Source organism: Pantoea osteomyelitidis (assembly GCF_044342975.1).
Lineage (GTDB): Bacteria > Pseudomonadota > Gammaproteobacteria > Enterobacterales > Enterobacteriaceae > Pantoea > Pantoea osteomyelitidis.
Genome location: NZ_JBGFSN010000004.1, coordinates 426,417 through 444,769, shown reverse-complemented (window position 1 = coordinate 444,769; position 18,353 = coordinate 426,417). Strand labels below are relative to the sequence as shown.

Below are 18,353 nucleotides of genomic sequence, written 5' to 3'. Positions count from 1 at the left end.
GCTTGCTCCTTAGCTTTCACGATAGATAGCCACGTCCACGTCGCCGCCGACGTACGCATAGCCGCGATACATGCCTTCACTGTTGAAAGGCAGCGCCACATTGCCTTGTTTATCCACCGCCACCAGGCCGCCGCTGCCGCCGAGCGCCGGTATTTTCTCCTGCACCACCTTGCGGCTCGCTTCTGCCAGCGAAAGGCCCGCGTAAGTCATTTGCGCGGCGACATCGTAAGCCGCCAGCAGACGAATAAAAACTTCGCCGGTGCCGGTGCAGGAGATGGCCGCGCTCTCATTACTGGCGTAGCAGCCCGCGCCGGGCAGCGGCGTATCGCCCACGCGTCCGGCCTGCTTGTTGGTCATGCCGCCGGTTGAGGTCGCCGCCGCCAGGTTGCCATTGAGATCGAGCGCTACCGCACCCACGGTGCCAAATTTACGATCCGGATCGAGCGGGTCATCACTCTGGCTTTGCGCTTCGCCATCATGATCCAGCAGCGTCTGTTGACTCTGCAACGCGCGCTGTAATTGCTCCCGGCGCTCCGGCGTAGAGAAAAAATCAGGCTCTACCTGTTCCATCCCCTGGCTGGCAGCAAACTGCTCAGCGCCCGCGCCGATAAACAGCAGATGCGGGCTATGTTCCAGCACCGCGCGCGCCGCCAGCACCGGGTTACGAATGCGGCTGACGCCCGCTACCGCGCCCGCCTCCAGCGTGCGGCCATCCATAATACTGGCATCCAGTTCATGGGTGCCCTGATGAGTAAAAACAGCGCCTTTACCGGCGTTAAACAGCGGACACTCTTCCAGCAGACGCACCGCTTCGGTTACCGCATCCAGCGCGCTGCCGCCGTCGGCGAGGATTTTTTGCCCGCAGGCGACAATTTCTTTCAGTGCCAGGCGATAGCGCTGCTCTTTTTCAACGCTCATTGCTGAGCGCGTAATGGCGCCCGCCCCGCCATGAATGGCGATCACTGCTTTGACCATAACGCTTTATCCTGTGGATGAACCGGCGTGAAAATACTGATTTAAAATGGTTTTCATCTTTTTTAAGCAATTTTTGACTATAGAAAGCCTGCCAGGGGTTGTAAAGCGGAAACTGCACTTTGCGGTCATAAGCTTTTATTGTGGCTGGCGCTTTTGGCCCGCATGTGACTCTGCGCGCAATTGCCACCATAATAGGCTCACAGAGATAACGCAGACTGGAACCGATATGGAAAGCTTTACCGCAGGATTGATCTCCCTTGAAGAGGCGCAGGGCAAAATGCTGGCGCAGCTCACACCGATCGCAGACAGCGTCACCGTTTCCCTGCAGGAAGCGGTGGGACGCATTACCGCCGAGCCGGTCTGCTCGCCGGGCGCCGTTCCCTCTTTCGATAACTCGGCGATGGACGGCTATGCCGTGCGTCTGGCGGATATCCAACCGGGTCAGCCGTTAGCTATTGCGGGAAAAGCCTTTGCCGGCGCGCCTTTTAGCGGCACATGGCCAGCGGGCAGCGCGGTACGCATCATGACCGGCGCGCCGATCCCGGAAGGCTGCGAGGCGGTGGTGATGCAGGAGGAAACAGAAAGTCATGCTGGCGGCATTGTGATTAACGCCACGGTCACGGCAGGACAGAATATTCGTCGTATCGGCGAGGATATTCAGGCGGATGCGCAGATCCTTGATGCGGGCGTGCGGCTCGGCGCCGCGGAACTGCCGCTGCTCGCCTCGCTGGGCATTGCGCAGCTGAAAGTATTACGCAAACTGCGCGTCGCCATTTTCTCTACCGGCGACGAACTGCAGCCGGTAGGCCAGCCGCTGGCGGCGGGCCAGATCTACGACACCAATCGGTTCACCGTGTCGCTGATGCTGAACAAGCTCGGCTGCGAGGTGATCGATATCGGTCTGGTGCGTGACGACCCGGCAGCGCTGCGTCGTGCCTTTGAAGAGGCGGATCGTCAGGCTGATGTGGTGATCAGTACCGGCGGCGTCTCGGTGGGCGAAGCGGATTATACCAAAGCGATACTGGAGGAGCTGGGGGCGATCACCTTCTGGAAGTTGGCGATCAAGCCGGGCAAGCCCTTCGCCTTTGGTCGTCTGAAAAACAGCTGGTTCTGCGGCCTGCCGGGCAATCCGGTTTCCGCTGCGGTCACTTTTTATCAGCTGGTGCAGCCGCTGCTGGCGAAGCTGACCGGCCAGCGCGCCGCCGCTCTGCCGCCGCGTCAGCGCGTGCGGGCGGCGGAACGCATCAAAAAATCCCCTGGCCGCCTTGATTTCCAGCGCGGTATCTACGCGCCGGCCGCCGACGGCACGCTGGAAGTGCGCAGCACCGGCAATCAGGGTTCGCATGTTTTCAGCTCCTTTGCCCTTGCCAACTGCTTTATCGTGCTGGAGCGCGAACGCGGCACGGTAGAAGCCGGAGAATGGGTTGAAATTGAGCCTTTCAATGAGCTGCTGGGGGGATAATGCTGCCGGAACTCAACGATGAAGAGACGCTGCGCTACAACCGTCAGATTGTGCTGCGCGGCTTCGATTTTGATCGTCAGGAACAGCTGAAGGCGTCGCGGGTGTTGATTGTCGGCCTCGGCGGGCTGGGCTGCGCCGCCGTGCCTTATCTTACCAGCGCGGGCGCCGGACAGCTGACGCTGCTCGACTTCGATACCGTCTCGCTCTCCAATCTGCAACGGCAGATCCTCCATCGCGACGCCACCCTGGGCATGGCGAAAGTCGATTCCGCCGCCGCCGAGCTGCGCGCGCGCAATCCCCATTGCAAAATCGACACGATCAATGAACGGCTTGACGATGCGGCGCTGGCTGCGCTGATCGCGCATCATGATGCGGTGCTCGACTGCACCGACAACGTTGAGACGCGCGAGCAGCTTAACCGCCTCAGCTTTGCCGCGAAGATCCCGCTGGTTTCCGGCGCGGCGATCCGTATGGAAGGACAACTTAGCGTCTTTACCTGGCAGGAACATGAGCCTTGCTACCGCTGCATCAGCCGCCTGTTCGGCGCGCAAACGCTGAGCTGCGTTGAAGCGGGAGTCATGGCGCCGCTGGTGGGGGTGATCGGTGCTCTCCAAGCGATGGAGACAATCCGCGTGTTGACCCACTACGGCGCGTCGGTCGCTGGCAAGCTGCTGATGTATGATGCGATGACGCTACAGTTTCAGGAAATGAAGGTGGCGAAAGATCCGCACTGTGAAGTATGCGGCTCAGGCCATTAAGCGGCCTGTGGTATAAAAAAGCGCCTGTGCGTTAACGCAGGCGCTTTTTTTAATCCGGCAGGAAGTTACGAAATACCCTGGCTGCGCAGATAATCTTCATAATTACCGGTAAAGTCGACCACGCGCTCCGCTTTAATTTCCAGGATACGTGTCGCCAGCGAGCTGACAAACTCACGGTCGTGGGAAACGAAAATCAGCGTGCCTTCATAAGATTCCAGCGCCATATTCAGCGACTCGATCGATTCCATATCCAGGTGGTTGGTGGGTTCATCCATAATCAGAACGTTGGGCTTGTGCATCATCAGCTTGCCAAACAGCATCCGTCCCTTCTCACCACCCGACAGCACTTTAGCTGGCTTCTTAATATCGTCCTGGGAAAAAAGCAGGCGTCCCAGAATACTGCGCACGGCCTGTTCATCGTCACCTTCCTGCTTCCACTGACTCATCCAGTCAAATACGCTGAGGTCATTGGCGAAATCTTCCGCATGATCCTGAGCGTAATAACCGATGCGCACATTTTCCGACCATTTAATGGTGCCGCTTTGCGGCGCGGATTCGCCGACCAGGGTTTTCATTAAGGTGGTTTTACCGATACCGTTCGCGCCTAATACCGCCAGCTTTTCGCCAACCTCTAATAACAGGTTAAGATTTTTAAACAGCGGCCCTTGATCAAACCCTTTGGTAAGCGCTTCGACTTCCAGCGCATTACGGAACAGTTTTTTCCCCTGCTCGAAACGAATAAAAGGATTCTGGCGGCTGGAAGCTTTCACTTCATCCAGCTTAATTTTATCAATCTGTTTCGCCCTTGAGGTCGCCTGACGCGATTTTGACGCGTTTGCGCTAAAACGGCTGACGAAAGACTGAAGATCGGCAATCTGCGCTTTTTTCTTCGCGTTGTCGGCTAATAAACGCTCGCGCGCCTGAGTCGCCGCCGTCATATATTCGTCGTAATTGCCTGGATAAACGCGTAATTCACCGTAATCCATATCGGCCATATGGGTGCAGACCATATTCAAAAAATGACGATCGTGCGAAATGATGATCATGGTGCTGTCACGTTCATTCAGCACCTGTTCCAGCCAGCGAATAGTATCGATATCCAGGTTGTTGGTGGGTTCGTCCAGCAACAAAATATCGGGATTGGAAAATAATGCCTGCGCCAGCAGAACACGTAACTTCCAGCCCGGCGCAATTTCACTCATTGGCCCATAATGCTGTTCAACCGGTATACCGACGCCCAGTAATAATTCACCCGCACGCGATTCTGCGCTATATCCATCCATTTCACCGTACAGCACTTCCAGGTCGGCTACTTTATAACCTTCCTCTTCGCTCATTTCGGGCAGGGCATATATGCGGTCACGCTCCTGTTTTACTTCCCATAATTCATGGTGGCCCATGATTACGGTATCCAGCACGCTGTATTGCTCAAAAGCAAACTGGTCCTGACGCAGCTTACCGATACGTTCGTTGGGATCGTAAGAGACGTTACCTGCCGTTGGCGTGAGATCGCCGCCCAGTATTTTCATAAAGGTGGATTTACCGCTGCCGTTAGCACCGATTAAACCGTAACGATTGCCGCCGCCAAATTTTACGGAGATATTTTCGAACAGAGGCTTGCTGCCAAACTGCATGGTGATATTGCTGGTAACTAACACGGAGGTGACCTTAGATTGCGCAGTGGAATGAGGGAATAGCGGGCATTATGCCAGAAGGCGACCGCCGCATGCTACCGTTGAGCCGGTAAGGAACGTAAAGGCATTGAAGTGGCACCGGATATAGTGAGTTTGATGTTTGTTTCACGCTGATTAAGCACGGGATAATAACGGGCGGTGAGCGTAATGCCTGTTTGTCACGATAACCTTATTACCGCCAGGCTTATTCAACTCAAATAGCTTTAATGAAAAAAGCCGGAGGCCTTAACCAGGCACCCGGCTCCCGCTTACAAGGATTGTGAAGCTTATTTAATGAGGAAATCGTCCAGGCTTTTACCTGCATCCAGCGCTTTTTTAATTGCAGCCGGGGTACGGCCCTGGCCGGTCCACGATTTTTCTTCGCCGTTTTCGTCGGTGTAAGAATATTTAGCCGGACGCGGCGCACGCTTGGTGCGTTTTTTACCGGTTTCCAGCGCGCCCAGTAATTCATTTGGATCGATACCGTCAGCCAGCAGCATTTCGCGGTATTTTGTCAGCTTCTCTTCTTTTTCGCGATTTTGCGCTTCTTCAGCTTCCACTTCTTCGCGACGCTCGGTCACGACAACGGTTAATTTCTCCAGAATTTCTTCCAGATCGGTCAGCGGCAGCTCACGCGCCTGAGCGCGTAATGTACGAATGTTGTTCAGAACTTTAAATGCATCACTCATCACAATGTCCTTGCTAAAGAGGGTTAATTTAACTGTAGCGCCAAGATTACCTAATTCAAATAAAAAAATAAATTAATTTTGTACAAAAGTTATTTCTCAATTGCGCATTTTCCGCCAGCAGTTGGGGTAACGACGCTTCTTTTTCTTATTAACGCTAAATTAACACTACCGGAAAGGTAGTGTTCGCCAGGCGAGGAATCGATTCCATCACAATCGTTGCTGTTTATACAGTTTATTGTTCCAGTTATTGTTGTCCCGACGAGAGAGTACTATTCAGCAAGGAAAATTTTTGCCAAGGGTCTCCGCGTTTTTCTATATCTTGCTGATGATGAGGTAACAACTGCGACATTTCACATCGTTTTTCGGGTTAAAAACATCCAGGAATAAACTGATTATAAAACGGGTTGGAAATGGGTATCAGCGGAGTTTGTGTTTAGATCACTTTTAACAGCGGAGATGAACAGACGCTTTTCTTCATCAAAAGTTATCCCGTTATGCAGTGAATAGTTATTCTGTTTCAGATTCGCATCAGGCTCAGCAATAAGCGCGAGAATATCAGTGAAATGAGGAAATTAGCTAACACTGGAGTAAGCTTCGCGCCTCCGTAAAAAGCGCTAGCGCGTGTGGCAAAATTTCAAGCGTGGAAAGCGAAACAAGATGTTATTAAAAGCGCGGCGGGCAGGCATACAGCAGCGATCAGTTTTGCCAGAAGGAGGAGATTGCCTCCTCCTTCTTTATTCAGTAAAAGCGCTTAGTACGCCTGGGTGGCCGGACCAAACACGTCAAACTTTGGCAGATTAACCTGCTGATACGCCTCCCAGCCGCCGCCCAGCGCTTTATAGAGCGCGACCAGATCGAGCGTGCTCTGCATACGCGCCTGGGTGGATTGCTGCTGCGCCTGCGCCAACTGGCGCTGCGCATCCAGCACCTCGATAAAGGTGGATATCCCCTGACGATAGCTGTCGCTGGCCAGATCGAAGGCGCGCTGCAGCGCGCCGGTGGTCTCATCCAGCTCCGTTACGCGCTGCTGATCGGCGCGATAGCTGACCAGCGCATTCTCCACATCCTGCAGCGCCGTCAACACTGTCTGACGATAGTCCAGCGCTGCGCTCGCCTGCTGCGCGCGCGCCAGCCTGACGCTGGAGACCAGTCGACCGCCCTGAAAAATCGGAATCGACAGCGATGGACCGTAGCTGTAGAAATGGCTGCTCCAGTTATCCAGATAGCTGGCGTCGGTATTGCGCACCCCCAGCTCGCCGGTCAGTGACAGGCTCGGGAACAGCTGCGCCACCGAGACGCCAATATTGGCGGTTTGCGCATGCAGCGTCGCTTCCGCCTGGCGAATATCGGGACGGCGGCGCGCCAGCGTAGAGGGAATGCCCACCGCCACCTGCGGCGGCAGCGCAGGCAACGCTTTGATTGCGATCAGTTCATTATCCAGCGCGCCCGGCGTTTTCCCCAAGAGTACCGCCAGGCCGTTCATCGCCTGGCGCGCCTGAGACTGATACTGCGGCAACTGCGACCGCAGCGAGGCGAGCTGAGCGCGGGCATTTTCCACATCGGTCAGCGGTGCCAGGCCGTTACGCTGCTGGCTCTGGGTCAGCTCCCAGGTTTGCTGCGCTACCGCGATCTGCTGCTGCAACGTTTGGATGGTGGCCTGCGCGCCGCGCAGCTGCAGATAAGCGCGCGCGACTTCCGCCTCCAGCGAGACCAGCGCGTCGTTGCGCTGCTCAATCGCCTCCTGCTGCTGCGCATTCGCCGCCTCGACCTGACGGCGCACTTTGCCCCAAAGATCGATCTCCCAGCTGGCGTCAAAGCTGCCCTGATAGAGATTTACCGGCTGCGTCAGGCTGTTGAGCTGGTTAGCCACATCGCTGTCCAGCTGGTCGTAAGCGCCGTTTGATTCCAGCAAACCTTTCAGGCCGAGTTGCTGGCGTGTTATTTGCGCCGAACCGTTAACCGAGGGAAAAAAATTACCGCGCGCCTGGGACAGCTGCTCGCGCGCGCCGGCGATGCGCAATACTGCCTGCTGCAACGAAAGGTTACCGGCAATGGCGCGCTCAATCAGGCTATTCAGCTGCGGATCGTTAAAGTTTTTCCACCAGAGCGGGCTGGTGGCGGCTGACAGCGGACGGGAAGCGGCCTGCGATGAAAGATCGTGAAAGCTCCCCGGCGTCTGCGTTTTCGGCGGCTGATAATCGGGTCCGACGCTGCAACCTGCCAGCCAGAGCGCCAGCGTCAGCGTGCTGAGTTTTCTCCCGCGTAATGAGTAAAACATAACCTTCATGTCAGTGTGCTCCTGCGCTGCCTTCGCTCTTGATCGGCGACAGCAGCCAACAAAATGGAATCAAAATCAGCGCCACAATGCTCAGGCCTGAAAAAACGTCGATATAAGCGAGAATACGGCTCTGCGCCACCATTTCCTGGTAGAGCTGTCCGGTCGCCAGCGTCACGGGATCGCCCACCGCAGAGGTAAAGTCGCGGATCGCCTGCGCCCAGTGCTGCACGGTAATGTTGAACTGCTCATTCAGCGGCGTCATGTTATGCGCCATGTGCGCCGAGCGTACCTGTTCGCGCTCGGTGATCGCGGCGGTGGAGAGCGAAATGCCAATCGATCCAGCCACGTTGCGGAACATGGTAAACAGCGCTGACGCATCAGCGTTCAGCCGTTGCGGAACGGTGGTGTAGGCGATGGTGGTTAACGGCACAAACAGAAAGCCGAGTCCGATCGATTGCGCACTGCGCATCAGCACCAGCGTTTTGAAATCGACGTCCGGCGTCAGGGTGGTGGAATAGAGAAACGCCACCATCAGACAGGTAAAGCCGAAAGCGATGATGTAGCGCGTTTGCACCAGCGGCATTAGCTTCAGCACCAGCGGAATCGTCAATACGATGAGGATTGCACCTGGCGAAAGCACCAGCCCTGACCAGGTCGCGGTATAACCCAAATCCTGCTGCGCCAGCTGCGGCAGCACCACGGAGCTGCCGTAGAGGATCATCGCCATCCCCGCCATCAACAGGCTGGAAACCCAGAAATTACGGTCACGCATCACCAGGATATCCACTACCGGGCGACGGGTATACATCAGCCAGTAGACCGCGCCAACAATGCCGATGGCCGCCAGAATGGCGAACAGCACAATAAAGTTTGAGCCGAACCAGTCATCATCTTCGCCGCGATCGAGCATGACCTGCAAACAGCCCAGCCCGAGCGTAATCAGGCTGATGCCGATATAGTCGATGCTCAGCTTGTCGCGCGACAGCTTGCGCTCCCACGGCGGATCTTCCAGCAATTGGTAGATCGCCAGCACGGTAAGAATGCCCACCGGGATGTTAATAAAGAACACCCAGCGCCAGCTGTAGTTATCGGTGATCCAGCCGCCCAGCGTCGGGCCGAGCACCGGGGCGACGATGATGGCGATAGACGAGAGACCAAACGCCTTGCCCCTGTCCTTCGCCGAAAAGTAATCCAGCAACACTGACTGCTGCACCGGCTGCAATCCGCCGCCGAAAAAGCCCTGCAGCACGCGGAACAGAATAATCTGCCAAAGCTCCGTCGCGATGCCGCACAGGAAAGAGCAGATGGTGAACATCACGATACAGATCAGGAAAAACTGCTTGCGACCAAACAGGCGTGAAAAGAACGCCGAAATAGGCAGTACGATGCCATTCGCCACAAGGTAGGAGGTCAACACCCATGTGGATTCGTCATAGCTGGAGGAGAGCGAGCCGGCGATATGCGGCAGCGCCACGTTGACGATGGTGGTGTCGAGGATCTCCATAAACACCGCCAGCGTAACGGTTACCGCCACCAGCCACGGATTGCTGGCTGGCTGCCAGCTCTGGTTCTGACTCATTCCACTGTTACCTTCGGTTCAACCGACAGACCCAGCGGCAGCGGATGATTGGGATCCAGTCCTTTGTCGATGACAATTTTCACCGGAACACGCTGTACGATCTTCACATAGTTGCCGGTGGCGTTTTCCGACGGGAAGGTGGAGAAACGGGAGCCGGAACCCATCTGGATACTGTCGACATGGCCTTCCAGCTTCATATCCGGCCAGGCGTCAACGCTAATCGCCACTTTGTCGCCCGGATTCATGCGCTCCAGCTGTGACTCCTTGAAGTTGGCCGTGATCCAGATATGAGGCGAGACCAGCGAAAAGAGCGAGGTTCCCGCCTGCACCAGCGTACCGGGCTGGACGTTGCGCTTGGTAACGAAACCATCATAGGGGGCGCGAACTTGGGTATAAGAGAGATTCAGCTCGGCGGTACTTAACTGCGCCTGCGCCTGCTGCACCTGCTGGCGACGCGCTTCCACATTGGTTTCCTGCTGGCGAATTTGCAGCGCCACCTGAGAGGCGACCTCCACCTGCGCTTTTGCGCTTTGCAGCTGCGCTTCGGCTGAACGGAGCTGGGCGGCGGCGCTGTCGATATTGCGCTGTGTGGTGGCGCGCGGATCGACGCCGCGCTGACGGCGATAATCTGCCTGGGTATTCATTAAATTCGCCTGCGCTTTGGCCTGATCGGCCAGCGCCTGGTCACGCTGCGCCGGATACTGCACGCGGGACAGTGCCAGCTGCGCTTCCGCCTGATGCAGCTGCGCCTGCGCCAGGCCAAGCTGGGCCTGTGCCTGCTCGCGCTGAGCAAGGGCGTCGCGCGGATCGATCTCAACCAGCAGATCGCCTTTTTTGACCCGTTGGTTATCATTGACCAGCAGGTTTACCACATAGCCAGAGACTTTCGGCGCGATAGTGACCGCATCGCCTTCGGTAAAGGCGTCATCGGTGGTCTCTTCGTTACGGGTACTGAACCAGAAGTAAAAGCCAACCAGCAACATAATGACCACGATAATGGCGAGGATAATGATTGGCTTTTTGCCGGGACGCTTACGCTCGGGCTGATCCTTGTTTTGATCATCCTGTTTATTCTGGTCCTGACTTTCGTTAGCGTTATTTTTGGTCTCTTCCTGTGGGCTGTCGCCGTTTTTTGACGATTTATTTTCAGTGTCGCTCATGGTTCTCTTCGCTGGCTGTGGCCCGGTCCTCGGGCATAAAACGGTCAAATTAACCATAGATGGGAAATTGACAAATTCCACTGTTTCTTTACAGAACCCCAGAAAAGTGGCATTTCCTGCAACAACATCATTTCAGTGGCAATTTTGCTCTCGAAGCGTCCGTCGCTTATTACAAAATTGTCCTGACATGAGGCTATTTTGCTTATTCTGAACAGCAGTTGTTAAACCACAGCGATTAATTTCTGCAAAAAAGAAAAACAGCCAGTGAGAATAAGGCGTGAAGAAAGCGATAAGGCATTATTAAGCCGCAAAGAATATTGCCGCGCATTTGCGCAGGTTTATATCCGCTGCGCTGTCACAGTATACGCAACAGCAGCCAGCCGCTGACCATGGCCCAGAACAGCATCGGTAGAGAAAAAAGATGAAATTGCCACCAGACGCGGCGGTCTTTTGCCATACGTAAGGCGATCAGGTTCGCCAGGGAGCCGGGCAGCAGACCGAATCCGCCAATGTTCACCGCCCAGGCCAGCGCCTCCGATGAGGGTAGCTTTTGCAACAGCAGAATGGTGGCCGGTACATTGCTGATTGCCTGCGACAGGCCAATCGCCACCAGATAAAGCTTCGCCTCGCTCAGATGCGCCAGCGCATCGATGGTCGGCTGCAGCGCCGGCAGGCACGTCAGCAGATAGACATCGATAAACATCACGATGAATACCGCCAGCAGGCTCCAGTCAATGCTCAGCAATACCTGACGCGCCATCGCCAGATAACAGAGTGCCACCAGCAGCAGCGCCCAGGGGGTGAGCTTCATCTCCAGCGCCGCGACAAACATCAGGTAGAGCAGTACGCTGATGGCAAACAGCGGCTTCTGCCAGCGTAGCGGATCGCCCTGCCCCTGTTTTTCAATCGTCCTGGCCGGGAAAGACCGCCAGGTCAGCAGCAGCAGTGAAGCCATCAGCAGCACAGCCAGCGGCAGCATCTGCCAGATGAATCCCGCCACGCTCAGCGAACCGCGTGTCCATAACAGAATGTTTTGTGGGTTGCCGACCGGGGTCAGCAGCGAACCGGCATTGACCGCCAGCGCTTCAAAAATAATCAGCCGGGAGATGGGGAGACGCGAGAATTTACGCAATGTCAGCGTCAGCGGCACCAGAATAAAGAGCGCAACGTCGTTGGTGAGAAAGGTGGAGAGCAGCGCCGCGGTCGCCACCATAAACAGCGCCAGCGCGCGTTCATGGCGGAAGCGCTGAATCAGACGCGCCCCCGCCACATCGAAATAGCCGCTTTTTTCCAGTCCCTTGGTGAGCATCAGCAGGCCCGCCAGCGTCACGATAGTATGCCAGTCGATGGCCGCTGGCAGCGCCTGCCAGCGGAAATGGGCCACAGTCAGCAGGACAAGGCCGCAGGCCGCCAGCAGATGCAAAATACGGTCATGCAAAAACGAGCGAAACAGGATTGCCATCTGGCCGGGTGCCTCAGGAATTAACGACTTTCGTAAAACTTCTGAAAAATGGCCAAGGTTTCATCACTGACGTGATGTTCAATGCCTTCGGAATCGCGACGTGCCGTTTCCGGGCTGATGCCCAGCGCTAGCAGGAAGGTTTCCACAATATGATGACGCGCCCGGCTCTCTTCCGCCAGCTTCTCCCCTTCCCGCGTCAGAAAAACGCCGCGGTAGGGCACCTGTTCCACCAGGCCCGTGCTGCTAAGGCGCTTCAGCATTTTTGCTACCGTGGGCTGCGACACCCCTAAACGTGCCGCCATATCGACCTGGCGCGCTTCACCGAATTCCCGGATGAGATCAGAAATCAGCTCAACATAGTCGTCAATTAATTCACGACGATGGGCTTCACGCACCTGTCGAAAACCTTCGACATGCTCTTCTATCTCTTTAAGCGGCCCCTGGGGGCTGGCTACAGCGCTTTTCGCACGACGACTCATTCAACTTCCTCTTTATAATACGCCGCACTGTACCTGCGATGCGGATTTGCTGGTGCACATTGTAAACCAGGCACAAAGAAGCTCAAATTTTTCGTAAATAGCATTGGCTAAGGGGTATAGCCAGTGCTATATTTGTTGATAATATAAGCAGGCAGGCACGCAGCGGGGAGGCAGTTATGCACGAACCCTATTGGTTGTTGCTGATGTTTCTGTTATTCGTTGCAGGGCTTTGTCTGCTACTGCGTCGTCACTGATCGGGAGGTTCCTATGAGCACGATGAAATGTTGCTTCGACTGCGGCAAGTGCTTCCAGGTTGAGAAGAAAGCGCCAGCGATGGATGCGAAGTCTCTACTCTGTCTCTTTTCTCGCTCGCCTTTTGCTCTGCGTCTGATGTTGCTTGAAAAGCTGACCGGCAAGAAAACAGAACGCGCCTGCCCGAATCTGATCTGGCGCGGCTGAATCTGTTCCAGGGTACGCTTTGATCTTCATGCCTTTTTGTCGCCTGGCTGAAAGGCGCTCTTGCCTGCTTCTTTCCCGAGCCGTATATCCCTGTCGTCACTATCCCGCAGGATAATCAACCCGAATGCAACAGCGCGGCAGAAAAGATAAAATTAATCAACGCAATGCAGAAAGCATTAAAAACAAAAACGGCCCGTTAAGGGCCGTTTATACAACTGGTCTAAGCAAAAACTTAGAAGCTGTAACCTACGCCAGCGATCCAGGTGCCTACGTCGACATTGCGGATACGGCTCTGCTCGTAACCCACATCCAGAGCAACGTTTTCGATGCCCGGGTTGAACTGCATACCGGCGCCATAGGAGAAGCCTACGTCGCTGGAGTCAGATTTGTCGCGTGCCGGACCGTTCTGCTGGAATTTGCCGTAGCCGATACCCACTACGCCGTAGATGCTCGCCCAGTCGTTCAGACGATAAGCCGGACCACCAGTAATGCCGTAGTACTGGCCTTTATCGTAAACGCCGCCACCGGTAGTATGATCTTTTTCGGTGTAGGTGAAAGAACCGATCCAGCCCAGCGGGTTAGAGCCATCTTCGTAACGGTATTTCAGGTTGAAGCCGTTTGCTTTGTTCGCCACGCCCTGCATATCGCTTTGTGCATAACCACCTGTTACGGTGCTCTGCGCCATTGCGGAACCTGCAGAAACTGCCAGAACACAAGCCAGTGCTGAAAGACATGCAATTTTTTTCATAACCACCTCAAATGTGATAATACTTCTTCTCCTGACAACGCTGAAAATATAACAAAACTTAGCGAGAAACTCTGCCCGTATTTTGTTGTCTAACAGATTGTTTGGTGTAACAGAAAGTTAATGAAGTTTCCTATGTCATTCATTTTGCTTATAAAAAACCTCATTTTTTGGTAATGTAATTCTTTTCCCGCGCCGTTGTTTTTTAAGTATTTTCCTAAAGTAACCTGACGTTTCTTTACTAAAATGGCGCTAAAACTGTTTAAATCTTCCCCATTTGATTCTTTGCGCTTCGCTTATATCTCGTCTCTTTTCGTCGCTGAATCCATTACACTGATCGCCTGTCCGCTTAATAACAGGAATGGTTAACAGGATGTCCTCTTCTTCAATAAAAGCGCTCTCGCCGTCTTTGATTCCCGTTGCGGTTTTGCTGATTGCGATGCTGTCACTGCAGGGCGGCGCGTCGCTGGCAAAATCGCTTTTTCCTGCCGTCGGCGCGCCAGGCATTACCGCTCTGCGCCTTGGTCTGGGCACCCTGATCCTGTGTGTTATTTTTAAACCCTGGCGTCTGCGCTTCACCCGTGCGCAGCGCACGCCATTGCTGATGTATGGCCTGGCGCTGGGGTGCATGAATTACCTGTTCTATCTGTCGATCCGTACCGTCCCGCTGGGTGTGGCGGTCGGCCTTGAGTTCACCGGGCCGCTGACGCTGGCGCTGCTGGGTTCACGCCGCGCGCTGGATTTCGTCTGGGTGCTGCTGGCAGTGGTGGGCCTCTGGTTTTTACTGCCGTTTGGTCAGGGCGTGTCGCATATCGATCCGCTCGGCGCATTGCTGGCGGTGGGCGCAGGCACCTGTTGGGCTTTTTATATCGTCGCCGGGCAGCGCGCCGGAGCGGAACATGGCCCGGCAACCGTGGCGATGGGATCGCTGGTCGCCTCGGTGATATTTGTTCCGCTGGGGTTAACTTTTGCCGAGCCGGGTATTTGGCACTGGGGCATTCTACCCATAGCGCTGCTGGTGGCACTACTCTCCAGCGCCCTGCCCTATTCGCTGGAAATGATGGCGCTGACGCGGCTTCCGGCGCGTATTTTCGGCACGCTGATGAGTCTGGAGCCCGCTATGGCGGCGCTTTCAGGCATCCTGTTCCTTGGCGAGACATTGAACGGCGCACAGTGCCTGGCGCTGCTGGCGATCATTATCGCGTCAGCCGGTTCGACTCTGACGATGAAGCCCAGAAGTAACGCGCTGAAAGCGGTAGATATTAATCCTCTCGATAAAAGCTGACAATATCCAGCCTGTTCTGCTGGCAGGCTGAATAATTATTATTTAGTGAATACTTTTTATTTTTAACCAACATTGAGCGCAACCGTTATCATTTTGAAACAAACAGACAACTTATCGTCAGCTTCAAGCATAAAATCTTATTTTTTAGTCATTTACACAGACATTGCTATTTTCGATTAATCTTACACGCTATTTTCGCAGCCAGGCTGCTGTTTTTTCTATTAACTATTCCTGTCATCGATTATTCCTTTGCTGCAAGCCCGGATAATGCTGCTATACTTATTTCCGTGCTTGATTAGGAAACCCATCAAACAGAGGATTGAAATGATGAGTACCGCAAAACTGGTTAAAACTAATTCTACCGATCTGATTTACACCCGTAATGATGTGGCAGAGAACGACAAAAAAGCCACAATCGAGGTGCTCAACCGTATGGTAGTTGAATTCATCGATCTGTCGCTGATTACCAAACAGGCTCACTGGAATATGCGCGGCGGCAACTTTATCGGCGTCCATGAAATGCTGGATGGTTTCCGTACTGCGATTACCGACCATCAGGACACCATTGCCGAACGTGTTGTGCAGTTAGGCGGCACAGCGCTGGGTACTTCACAGGTAGTGAGCGACAGAACGCCGCTACAGAGCTACCCGCTTAACATTCACAGCGTGCAGGATCATTTGAAAGCGCTGGCCGATCGTTATGGTTTGGTTGCCAATGACGTGCGTAAAGCGATCAGTGAAGTTAACGATGAAGACACCGCTGATATCTTCACTGCGGCGTCTCGCGACCTGGATAAATTCCTGTGGTTCATTGAAGCCAACATTGAGTAAGTCAGTAGCGAATAATTGATTCAGACAAGAAGGCGGCTAACCCCGCCTTTTTTATTGCCCCGCTGTCAACCCGCTCTTTTTCTGCGCATAAGCTTCTGGTGCGAAAAATCCCTTTCAGAACATTCACTACCGAATCCGTGACTATACTTTTTCTCTTGCGCAACGTGCGCGTTGTTGAAGGAGTTTGTTATGTCATCAGCCCATCCACGCCAGAAAGCCGTACTGGGGTGGTTACTGTTTTGTGTTGTTTTTTTCCTGGGTCTGGTTCCCGCCGCACAGGCTGTTTCCCTGACGCAGGCGGCTGTGGCAGCAAAACAACAAACCACGCCGACCGCGACGACAACGGCGGATGGCGCGCCGAGTATTGAAGAGAAAAAAGCGGCTTATGCCGCGCTGGCGAATATTTTGGAAAACGACCAGTCGCGCCAGGAACTGATTGAGCAGTTGCGCGGTGCGGCGACCAGCCCTTCCTCCACGGCTGAGCCGATTTTAACGCCGCCTGATGCGGAGCCGGAAGAGAAAACCGTGCTGCAAAGCGTGACCGACGTTACCCGGCGCTATGGCGGAGTGGTAGCGACGCAGTTTATTCATCTGCATAACAACATCGTCTATGCGCCGCATAAGGCGTTTAATAAGAAAACCTTTCTTAACGCCCTGAACCATTTCGTCGGGCTGGCGCTGGCGTTGTTCGCCTTTTACTGGCTATTGCGCCGCCTGATATCGCCGGTTTACCGCCGCCTCGGCCGCTGGGGAAGACAGAAAAACAGCGAACGCACCAGCTGGTTCCATCTGCCATTGACTATCAGCGCCGCCTTTGTCATCGACCTGCTGCTGCTGGCGCTGGCGCTGTTTATCGGCCAGATTATCAGCGACAACTATAACGGCGGCAACCGCACCATTTCCTATCAGCAGGGCCTGTTTTTAAACGCCTTTGCCCTGATTGAATTTTTCAAAGCCGTGCTGCGGCTGATCTTCTGCCCGCGCTATCCGGCACTGCGCTTTTTCCATCTCAGCAATCAGCGCGCCATTTACTGGAACACGCGACTGAGCTGGCTGAGCGGCGTGATTGGCTATGGCTTGCTGGTGATCGTCCCGATTGTCGCTAACCAGGTCAATCTTCAGGTTTCTGCGCTGCTTAACGTGGTGATTATGGGCATTATGACCAGCTGGGCGCTGTGGCTGATTTTCCATAACAAACGGACTATTCAGCAGGCGTTGCTCGCCCTCGCCAACCGATCGCTGGCCTTTTTCGCCCTGTTCATCCGCGCCTTTGCGATGGTCTGGCACTGGCTGGCGAGCGCCTATTTTATTGCGCTGTTCCTCTTCTCTATCTTCAATCCGGGCGACAGCCTGAAATTTATGATGTCCGCCACGGTTCGCAGCCTGGCCATTGTTGGCATTGCAGCCATTATCTCCGGCGTGCTGTCGCGCTGGATTGCCAAAACCATCATCCTGTCGCCGGAGCTGCGTCGGAACTATCCGGAGCTGCAAAAGCGCGTCAACGACTGGGTAAATATGATGCTGAAGCTGGCGCGCATTCTGACGGTATTCGCCGCGCTGCTGCTGTTGCTTAACGCCTGGAATCTGTTCGATCTCTGGCACTGGCTGACGGTGGGCGCCGGGGAGAGGCTGGTGGATATCCTGATCCGTATCGTGATGATCCTGTTGCTTTCCGCTGTGGGCTGGACGGTGCTGGCCAGCCTGATCGAGAGCCGACTCGCTTCTGATTCCCACGGCCGACCGATGCCCAGCGCACGCACGCGCACCCTGCTGACCCTGTTCCGTAACGCGCTGGCGGTGGTGATCAGCACCATTACCATTATGATTCTGCTGTCGGAAATCGGCGTCAACATCGCGCCGCTGCTGGCGGGAGCCGGTGCGCTCGGTCTGGCGGTATCGTTCGGGTCGCAAACGCTGGTGAAAGATATCATTACCGGCATCTTTATCCAGTTTGAGAACGGCATGAACACCGGCGATCTGGTGACCATCGGCGCGCTGACCGGCACGGTGGAGCGTATGTCGATCCGCTCGGTCGGAGTGCGTCAGGATACCGGGGCATATCATATTGTTCCCTGGTCCTCGATCACCACCTTCGCCAACTTTGTGCGCGGCATCGGCTCGTTCGTCGCCAATTATGATGTCGATCGCAACGAAGATACCGAACGGGTAAAAGCGGCGCTGCAGGAAGCCGTGAAGGAGCTGCTGAAAAACGAGGAGATCCGCGCGCTGGTGATTGGCGAACCCAACTTTGCCGGGCTGGTCGGCTTAACCAATCAGGCCTTTACCGTGCGCGTCTCCTTCACCACCCTGCCGCTGAAGCAGTGGACGGTGCGCTTTGCGCTGGATGACCAGGTGAAAAAGCATTTTGATGCCGCCGGGATCAAAGCGCCGCATCAAACGGTGGAAGTGATGCAGACCGGCAGCGATGTGGCAGCGGCAGCCAGCGTACCGGCGCTGCCGCCACCGCTGTAACTCCCTGGCAGAGCGCGCGGGCCTGGCCCGCCGCTCTGCATGACCG

General features: G+C 55.0%; 15 protein-coding genes. 6 read left to right on the top strand and 9 right to left on the bottom strand.

Translation table 11 applies throughout. From position 1 onward, the window contains the following. Window positions 1-9: 9 nt before the first annotated feature. Window positions 10-975 carry an isoaspartyl peptidase/L-asparaginase family protein gene (locus ABU178_RS07075; RefSeq protein WP_397213312.1) on the bottom strand — a complete coding sequence of 322 codons (966 nt, stop codon included), beginning with the start codon at window positions 973-975 and terminating at the stop codon, window positions 10-12. 226 nt (window positions 976-1,201) lie between these two features. Here ABU178_RS07075 and moeA point away from each other — a divergent pair, with 226 nt between their 5' ends. Together moeA and moeB are read left to right on the top strand one after the other, a co-directional pair. Then, window positions 1,202-2,437 carry a molybdopterin molybdotransferase MoeA gene (moeA, locus tag ABU178_RS07070; RefSeq protein WP_397213310.1) on the top strand — a complete coding sequence of 412 codons (1,236 nt, stop codon included), beginning with the start codon at window positions 1,202-1,204 and terminating at the stop codon, window positions 2,435-2,437. Beyond that, entirely contained in the window at window positions 2,437-3,195 is a 759-nt protein-coding gene (gene moeB / locus ABU178_RS07065; RefSeq protein ID WP_397213308.1) for a molybdopterin-synthase adenylyltransferase MoeB, read from the top strand. Before moeA ends, moeB begins: the two co-directional genes overlap by 1 nt. Before the next feature lie 65 nt (window positions 3,196-3,260). Here the strand turns inward: moeB and ABU178_RS07060 are convergent, their stop codons facing one another. The 7 genes from ABU178_RS07060 to mntR form a co-directional block, all read right to left on the bottom strand. Next, the gene (locus tag ABU178_RS07060; RefSeq protein WP_397213306.1) at window positions 3,261-4,853 is read right to left on the bottom strand and encodes an ABC-F family ATPase; all 1,593 of its coding nucleotides are present in this window, start codon (window positions 4,851-4,853) and stop codon (window positions 3,261-3,263) included. A gap of 302 nt (window positions 4,854-5,155) precedes the next feature. Continuing rightward, the gene (locus tag ABU178_RS07055) at window positions 5,156-5,557 is read right to left on the bottom strand and encodes an H-NS family histone-like protein (protein WP_397213304.1); all 402 of its coding nucleotides are present in this window, start codon (window positions 5,555-5,557) and stop codon (window positions 5,156-5,158) included. 751 nt (window positions 5,558-6,308) lie between these two features. After that, window positions 6,309-7,844, bottom strand: coding sequence for an efflux transporter outer membrane subunit (locus ABU178_RS07050; protein WP_397213302.1), 1,536 nt, complete (start codon window positions 7,842-7,844; stop codon window positions 6,309-6,311). A 1-nt stretch (window position 7,845) separates the two neighbouring features. Continuing rightward, window positions 7,846-9,414, bottom strand: a complete 1,569-nt coding sequence (locus ABU178_RS07045; protein WP_397213300.1) for a DHA2 family efflux MFS transporter permease subunit — start codon at window positions 9,412-9,414, stop codon at window positions 7,846-7,848. Then, a complete protein-coding gene (locus ABU178_RS07040; protein WP_397213298.1) occupies window positions 9,411-10,574 on the bottom strand; it encodes an HlyD family secretion protein in 1,164 nt (387 codons plus the stop codon). Before ABU178_RS07040 ends, ABU178_RS07045 begins: the two co-directional genes overlap by 4 nt. A gap of 355 nt (window positions 10,575-10,929) precedes the next feature. After that, window positions 10,930-12,036: an SLC13 family permease gene (locus ABU178_RS07035; RefSeq protein WP_397213296.1), complete on the bottom strand. Its 1,107-nt coding sequence runs from the start codon at window positions 12,034-12,036 to the stop codon at window positions 10,930-10,932. Window positions 12,037-12,056: 20 nt separating this feature from the next. Beyond that, on the bottom strand, window positions 12,057-12,515 hold the full coding sequence (gene mntR, locus ABU178_RS07030; RefSeq protein WP_397213294.1) for a manganese-binding transcriptional regulator MntR: 459 nt from the start codon (window positions 12,513-12,515) through the stop codon (window positions 12,057-12,059). A gap of 267 nt (window positions 12,516-12,782) precedes the next feature. On the opposite strand from mntR, the gene ABU178_RS07025 reads away from it, so the two are divergent. Next, window positions 12,783-12,974 carry a hypothetical protein gene (locus ABU178_RS07025; protein ID WP_397213292.1) on the top strand — a complete coding sequence of 64 codons (192 nt, stop codon included), beginning with the start codon at window positions 12,783-12,785 and terminating at the stop codon, window positions 12,972-12,974. A 232-nt stretch (window positions 12,975-13,206) separates the two neighbouring features. Here ABU178_RS07025 and ompX read toward each other — a convergent pair whose 3' ends face one another. Continuing rightward, window positions 13,207-13,722, bottom strand: a complete 516-nt coding sequence (gene ompX, locus ABU178_RS07020) for an outer membrane protein OmpX (protein WP_397213290.1) — start codon at window positions 13,720-13,722, stop codon at window positions 13,207-13,209. A gap of 370 nt (window positions 13,723-14,092) precedes the next feature. Here ompX and rhtA point away from each other — a divergent pair, with 370 nt between their 5' ends. The 3 genes from rhtA to ybiO all read left to right on the top strand — a co-directional run bounded on the left by rhtA (window position 14,093) and on the right by ybiO (window position 18,307). After that, on the top strand, window positions 14,093-15,004 hold the full coding sequence (rhtA, locus tag ABU178_RS07015) for a threonine/homoserine exporter RhtA (protein WP_397213288.1): 912 nt from the start codon (window positions 14,093-14,095) through the stop codon (window positions 15,002-15,004). A gap of 327 nt (window positions 15,005-15,331) precedes the next feature. After that, on the top strand, window positions 15,332-15,835 hold the full coding sequence (gene dps / locus ABU178_RS07010) for a DNA starvation/stationary phase protection protein Dps (RefSeq protein WP_397213286.1): 504 nt from the start codon (window positions 15,332-15,334) through the stop codon (window positions 15,833-15,835). A 189-nt stretch (window positions 15,836-16,024) separates the two neighbouring features. After that, entirely contained in the window at window positions 16,025-18,307 is a 2,283-nt protein-coding gene (gene ybiO, locus ABU178_RS07005; RefSeq protein ID WP_397213284.1) for a mechanosensitive channel protein, read from the top strand. The last annotated feature ends 46 nt before the right edge of the window (window positions 18,308-18,353 follow it).

What these genes read in the sequence shown, in the direction of transcription:
- mntR (WP_397213294.1), bottom strand. Translation starts at nt 12,515, where the DNA reads ATGAGTCGTCGTGCGAAAAGCGCTGTAGCCAGCCCCCAGGGGCCGCTT.
- ybiO (WP_397213284.1), top strand. Translation starts at nt 16,025, where the DNA reads ATGTCATCAGCCCATCCACGCCAGAAAGCCGTACTGGGGTGGTTACTG.
- ompX (WP_397213290.1), bottom strand. Translation starts at nt 13,722, where the DNA reads ATGAAAAAAATTGCATGTCTTTCAGCACTGGCTTGTGTTCTGGCAGTT.
- ABU178_RS07040 (WP_397213298.1), bottom strand. Translation starts at nt 10,574, where the DNA reads ATGAGCGACACTGAAAATAAATCGTCAAAAAACGGCGACAGCCCACAG.
- dps (WP_397213286.1), top strand. Translation starts at nt 15,332, where the DNA reads ATGAGTACCGCAAAACTGGTTAAAACTAATTCTACCGATCTGATTTAC.
- ABU178_RS07055 (WP_397213304.1), bottom strand. Translation starts at nt 5,557, where the DNA reads ATGAGTGATGCATTTAAAGTTCTGAACAACATTCGTACATTACGCGCT.
- moeA (WP_397213310.1), top strand. Translation starts at nt 1,202, where the DNA reads ATGGAAAGCTTTACCGCAGGATTGATCTCCCTTGAAGAGGCGCAGGGC.
- rhtA (WP_397213288.1), top strand. Translation starts at nt 14,093, where the DNA reads ATGTCCTCTTCTTCAATAAAAGCGCTCTCGCCGTCTTTGATTCCCGTT.
- moeB (WP_397213308.1), top strand. Translation starts at nt 2,437, where the DNA reads ATGCTGCCGGAACTCAACGATGAAGAGACGCTGCGCTACAACCGTCAG.
- ABU178_RS07045 (WP_397213300.1), bottom strand. Translation starts at nt 9,414, where the DNA reads ATGAGTCAGAACCAGAGCTGGCAGCCAGCCAGCAATCCGTGGCTGGTG.
- ABU178_RS07075 (WP_397213312.1), bottom strand. Translation starts at nt 975, where the DNA reads ATGGTCAAAGCAGTGATCGCCATTCATGGCGGGGCGGGCGCCATTACG.
- ABU178_RS07025 (WP_397213292.1), top strand. Translation starts at nt 12,783, where the DNA reads ATGAGCACGATGAAATGTTGCTTCGACTGCGGCAAGTGCTTCCAGGTT.
- ABU178_RS07050 (WP_397213302.1), bottom strand. Translation starts at nt 7,844, where the DNA reads ATGAAGGTTATGTTTTACTCATTACGCGGGAGAAAACTCAGCACGCTG.
- ABU178_RS07035 (WP_397213296.1), bottom strand. Translation starts at nt 12,036, where the DNA reads ATGGCAATCCTGTTTCGCTCGTTTTTGCATGACCGTATTTTGCATCTG.